Genomic DNA, 5140 nt, shown 5'->3' on the forward strand with positions numbered 1-5140 from the left:
GACAAAGATATATTATCCAGCGGTCTAATCCACCTCGACCGCGAATCCGCCGAACTGCACGCCAAAGCGCTTATTTCTCTAACCTCTAAATAATCCAAATCAGAAAAACACTAATCGTTTTCACTAATGAGGGACTGTTACATGCGTAACAACATGTTCGACGGGTGCGCAGTCGTACCCAAACAACCACAGGCAATCAGGAACCGGCGCTTCCATGTGCGCCGTCTCGCACTACTCATCATCTCATTATTTGTATTTATTCCGGTTTAACGGAGGTAATCATGTGCATTCAAATTTTATGCTCATCATTCGGTTGTGACCAGACATCATCAGGGACAATGATCACATTCAGCATGGATAGCTACGTAAAACGTATAGATGGTCACTACGCAAATATTCTCGGAAAGATGTGCTATTCAGCCAAGGAACAAATGGAGCAGCTCATCAGGGATGATCAATTAGAGAGCCTATTGGATGAGGCTACCCTGTTAGGACAGGCAGAACGAATTATTAATTACCTCCAATCCAGAATGAGTAAGGAGGCCGCATGAGACATTTCGACCAAAAACCCCATGCTGCTCAGGAAGAGCAGAAAAAACGCAAATACACGGACGAACAAATAGCCGAACACCGGGAACTGATCTACCAGAGTGAGGTGCTGGGTAGGGAGGGATTGTCAGTCAGCGATATGGATTTTAGAGGCGATTTTACCTAACGGAGGCAGCATGAATTTTTACCTAGATATAGAAACTATTCCATCTCAGAACCCACAAGTTAAACAGCAATTTATTGATAAGGTCAAAGCTCCGGGCAGCTACAAAAAGCAAGAATCCATTGATCAATGGATGGCAGAGAATCGTGAAACTGTAGGTGAGGATAATTGGAAAAAAACCAGCTTCGACGGTGGGTTAGGCCATGTTTGTTGCATCGGTGTAGCAGTAGATAATGAACCAGTTTCAGTATATTACTCTGAAAGCTATCTCAATGATGAGAAAAATATACTCAGTCAGTTTTTCAATTATATCAGTGAAAAATACGATCCATCATCAATGACACCCCCTCGTTTTATCGGTCATAACATCACATCATTTGATTTGCGATTTCTGTTCCAGAGAGCAGTAGTTTTGGGCGTGAAACCACCCCGCGCTATTCCGTTCGGCGCACGGAATTGGGATAAATCAATATTCGATACGATGACTGCATGGGCCGGATATAACGGAACTGTATCATTGGATAAGCTCTGTAGCGTACTGGATTTACCCCTCAAGGGATCTGAGACCGGAGAGGATATTGACGGCAGTAAGGTATGGGATTTTGTACGAGATGGGAAAATCTCCACTGTCGCTGAATACTGTAAGGGAGATGTAGATCGGGTTAGGGAAATTCATAAACGAATGACGTTCCAACAGACCGCCTAAATTGGCGGTTTTTTATTAGGAGTAATCATGAAATTCGCAAAAGCTATGAGGAAGCAAGCCAAACTTCGACTGGCCTTAACTGGCCCCAGTGGTTCAGGCAAAACCTACGGAGCATTAACCATTGTCAAAGGGCTTGGCGGCGCTACTGCGGTCATTGATACCGAGAAAGGCAGTGCATCACTGTATTCTGACCGATTCAACTTTGATGTTCTGGAGTTAGATCCACCATTTACACCAGAGCGGTTTATTGAGGCTATCAACGCGGCACAAGGGGCTGGATACGATAACCTCATCATCGACAGTATCACGCATGAATGGAACGGCACAGGTGGCTGTCTGGAAATGCTGGATGGATTGGCTAAAGCGAAATATAAGGGTAACACATGGTCAGCATGGAGTGACATTACCCCGCGCCATAATAAATTTCTGGATGCCATATTACGTTCTGATATGAACATCATCGCCACAATGCGCAGTAAAACGGAGACGGCACAGGTTGATAACGGTAACGGGAAAAAACGGGTTGATAAGTTGGGCATGAAATCAGAGCAGCGTGACGGCGTTGAATATGAATTCACTACGGTTCTGGATTTAAATCACGAGACTCACACAGCAACAGCCAGCAAGGACAGGACAGGATTGTTCAGTAATGCTGATTTCACCGTTATTGATGAGGGAACAGGTAAGCGGTTAATGGATTGGTTGAATGATGGAAGAAGCAAGGCTGAAATTGATTTAACGCATTTCACGGAGAGCGCAGGAAAAGCTCAAAACATGGACGAGCTAAAAATTGCGTTTGCTGAGGCATATAAATCACTCAGGGACACTCCAGAGCAAGGGAAAGCACAGGAAATATACGAACTCAGGAAATCGGAACTTGAACCACAGGAGGCGGCATAAATGGCAATTAACACAATCATAGTTAGCGGAAATTTAGGCAAGGACTGCGAACAACGATGGACTCCGGCAGGGAAGCTGATAGCCTCTTTTTCCCTGCCAGTAAAACAGGGTTACGGAGAACACGCAAAAACATCATGGGTAATCTGTAAGATGTTTGGCGCAAAAGCTGAGAAGCTGCCTCAATACCTGCCTAAAGGAACTAAGGTCATGGTAACAGGAGAATTCGTCATGGAAGAGTGGACAGCGCAGGATGGAACCAAACGCTCGGCGGCTGCAATCATAGTTGAAAAATTGGATTTTGGCGGCAATGGGCAGGGAAGCCAGCAACAACCGCAACAGCAATATTCAGGACAGCAGCAACAATCCCAATTCTGGGGGCAGCCACAGCCGCCACAAACGGTGCAAGAACCACCGATGGATTTTGACGACGACGTGCCATTTTAGAGCCGACTTCCAACACCGGGTCTTCGTGCTCGGCAATCCAGACAGAAGTATCTAATTAACCCCAACCCTATCACTACGCTGCTGTGCGGCGGGAGGATTATTGTAACCAAATTCGGGAGGACACATGCAGTTCACCCCATGGAACCCCAATCCCATAGCGATTGCAAGAGTCAATGACCCCTATCCCATTCCGACACACTGCCGTTATTGCGGCAGACACGTGATGATTGAGCATCACCTGAATGTTTTTAAACGCATCCATGATAACCGCTGGCCGTGGCTATACCACTGTTGGGCATGTGGTGCGCGCGTCAGCATTCATCCGGGAACGGATATCCCGATGGGGTCACTGGCAGATAAAACGACACGCAGAGCCAGAGCATCGGCTCATCGGTATTTCGATGATGTAGTCAGGAGTCGTAATTTAGAGCGCACGGATGCGTACAGATGGTTAGCAAATCAATTAAATATCAGTTTCAACGAATGCCATTTCGGTTGGTTTGACACTGAAATGTGCGAACGGGCAGCGAATGTATGCAGGAATTTAAAATGACGGCCTATTACAACGAGATAGACCCCTATGCCGCACAGTGGCTGAGAAATTTAATTGCAGCCGGTCATATCGCACCAGGCGATGTTGATGGGCGATCAATAGAGGATGTAACACCGAATGATATTAAACACTACACCCAATGCCACTTTTTTGCCGGGATCGGAGTCTGGAGTTACGCCCTCCGGCGTGCAGGATGGCCCGATGACAAACCCGTCTGGACAGGCTCCTGCCCGTGCCAGCCTTTCAGCGCGGCAGGCCGCGGCGCTGGGTTTACTGACGAGCGGCACTTATGGCCTCATTTCCACTACCTCATCGAACAGTGCCGACCTCGCATCGTCTTTGGTGAGCAGGTTGCGAGCAGGGACGGACTGGCATGGTTCGACCTTGTACAAACTGACCTGGCGGGAACGGGTTACACCTCAGCAGCGGTTGATTTATGCGCTGCGGGCGTCGGTGCACCGCACATCAGACAACGGCTCTATTGGGTGGGCCACGCCAACGACACGATGCCACAAGGATTGTGGCGATATGAGCGGCTCCTTTGTGAGAAAGGACGGCAAGATTCGGAACGACTCTCTGTATCGCCAAATGTGGTTACACACGTTTGGAATGGCTGGAAAGCCAGCCAGGGAGCAGATGAAAAAATTAGAATCATTCCATCCGGTTATGGCGAGACTGCTAATAGGACTGCCGGAAGAGTGGGACGATTGTGCGCCTATGGAAACGCCATCGTCGCGCCGGTCGCGGAAGAATTCATAAAAGCATATGCAGGGGGTTTAGGTGATAGTAATGAATAATCAAAATGAACAACTACCCACCGTTATAAATAGTGGAACTATTAACATCGACAATATTCAGATAACAGTTCATACATTGGATAACGGTCAGCGTGTAATAGATGAAAATAGTATGCAGATATTTTTAAATTGGCTGGGAGGTGATAATAATGAACAATAATGTAATTGAGTTGGCGCGAGAAATAAAAAAGCGTAGTGAGGCGGTATTATCCNNATCACCTCAAAATATAATCAAACTCTGTGAGGCGGTAGAAAAACTCGCTGAATATGAAAATATCACGCCGATAGCTTGGACAAGTGAAGAAGAAATAATAAAGATGCGAGAAACAGGAACGCATTTGGAAGGTTATCCCATTCCATTTAAAAATAATCACACCATAGCTATCTACCGTCACCCAAACAAATAACGAGAACCATCATGGATATTATCGATGCAGCGAATGAATTAAATGAGCTGAGGTTATCTCATGCACTCCAGAACCGCCCACCAGCATTAACCAGCATCAACGGTATGTGCCGATGGTGTGAGACGGAGCCAGCAATACACGGTGCATTCTGTAGCAAAGAGTGCGGGGAGGATTATGAGCAGGATAGGCGGAGAGATGGAACAAAAATACAGCCTGATATTGGCTGATCCCCCGTGGCAATATAATAATGCCGCCAGTAACGGAGCCGCTAATAACCACTACGCTACCACCGATTTTTATTCCCTCACCCGACTCCCCATAGAACAAATAGCCGCGGAAAACTCCGTACTCTGTATGTGGTGCACAGGGAATTTTTCGGCTGAGGCTATGAAATTGGCCGCAGCGTGGGGATTCACGGTTAAGACTATGAAGCTGTTTACATGGGTGAAGTTGAACAAATTAGCGATGGAACGCATAGACAGAGCCATTCAGGAAGAGCGAATTCTCGATAGCTGGGATTTTATGGAACTGCTCAACACCGAAACACGGATGAACGGTGGCAACTACACCCGCAGCAACACTGAGGATATGTTGATCGCCGTTCGGGGCAACGGACTGCCA

The 5140-nt window shown here is 46.9% G+C and carries 10 protein-coding genes; all 10 read left to right on the plus strand.

Annotation, left to right across the window (positions count from 1 at the left end; translation table 11 throughout):
• The first annotated feature begins 281 nt into the window (after positions 1–281).
• The gene (locus AAY47_RS00095; protein WP_152669732.1) at positions 282–551 is read left to right on the plus strand and encodes a hypothetical protein; all 270 of its coding nucleotides are present in this window, start codon (positions 282–284) and stop codon (positions 549–551) included.
• Positions 548–715 (plus strand): hypothetical protein, encoded by a 168-nt coding sequence (locus AAY47_RS22185; protein WP_167400578.1) that lies wholly within the window; start codon positions 548–550, stop codon positions 713–715. The genes AAY47_RS00095 and AAY47_RS22185 overlap by 4 nt, the downstream gene beginning before the upstream one ends.
• Positions 716–725: 10 nt before the next feature.
• The gene (locus tag AAY47_RS00100) at positions 726–1418 is read left to right on the plus strand and encodes a 3'-5' exonuclease (protein WP_047766225.1); all 693 of its coding nucleotides are present in this window, start codon (positions 726–728) and stop codon (positions 1416–1418) included.
• Positions 1419–1445: 27 nt separating this feature from the next.
• On the plus strand, positions 1446–2318 hold the full coding sequence (locus AAY47_RS00105) for an ATP-binding protein (protein WP_047766226.1): 873 nt from the start codon (positions 1446–1448) through the stop codon (positions 2316–2318).
• Entirely contained in the window at positions 2319–2762 is a 444-nt protein-coding gene (locus tag AAY47_RS00110) for a single-stranded DNA-binding protein (protein WP_047766227.1), read from the plus strand. It begins immediately after the preceding gene.
• A 124-nt stretch (positions 2763–2886) separates the two neighbouring features.
• Complete coding sequence (locus AAY47_RS00115) at positions 2887–3315, plus strand: zinc-finger-containing protein (RefSeq protein WP_047766228.1); 429 nt, start codon at positions 2887–2889, stop codon at positions 3313–3315.
• Positions 3312–4112 (plus strand): DNA cytosine methyltransferase, encoded by an 801-nt coding sequence (locus tag AAY47_RS00120; RefSeq protein ID WP_047766229.1) that lies wholly within the window; start codon positions 3312–3314, stop codon positions 4110–4112. Before AAY47_RS00115 ends, AAY47_RS00120 begins: the two co-directional genes overlap by 4 nt.
• Entirely contained in the window at positions 4105–4272 is a 168-nt protein-coding gene (locus AAY47_RS21920; protein WP_160300184.1) for a hypothetical protein, read from the plus strand. Before AAY47_RS00120 ends, AAY47_RS21920 begins: the two co-directional genes overlap by 8 nt.
• 258 nt (positions 4273–4530) lie before the next feature.
• Positions 4531–4746, plus strand: a complete 216-nt coding sequence (locus AAY47_RS20220) for a hypothetical protein (protein WP_072059714.1) — start codon at positions 4531–4533, stop codon at positions 4744–4746.
• Positions 4715–5140 (plus strand): MT-A70 family methyltransferase (locus tag AAY47_RS00130; RefSeq protein ID WP_047766231.1); only part of this gene is annotated, 426 nt, incomplete at its 3' end. The genes AAY47_RS20220 and AAY47_RS00130, both read left to right, overlap by 32 nt.

The organism is Xenorhabdus griffiniae, from assembly GCF_001028135.1.
Classification (GTDB): domain Bacteria; phylum Pseudomonadota; class Gammaproteobacteria; order Enterobacterales; family Enterobacteriaceae; genus Xenorhabdus; species Xenorhabdus bakwenae.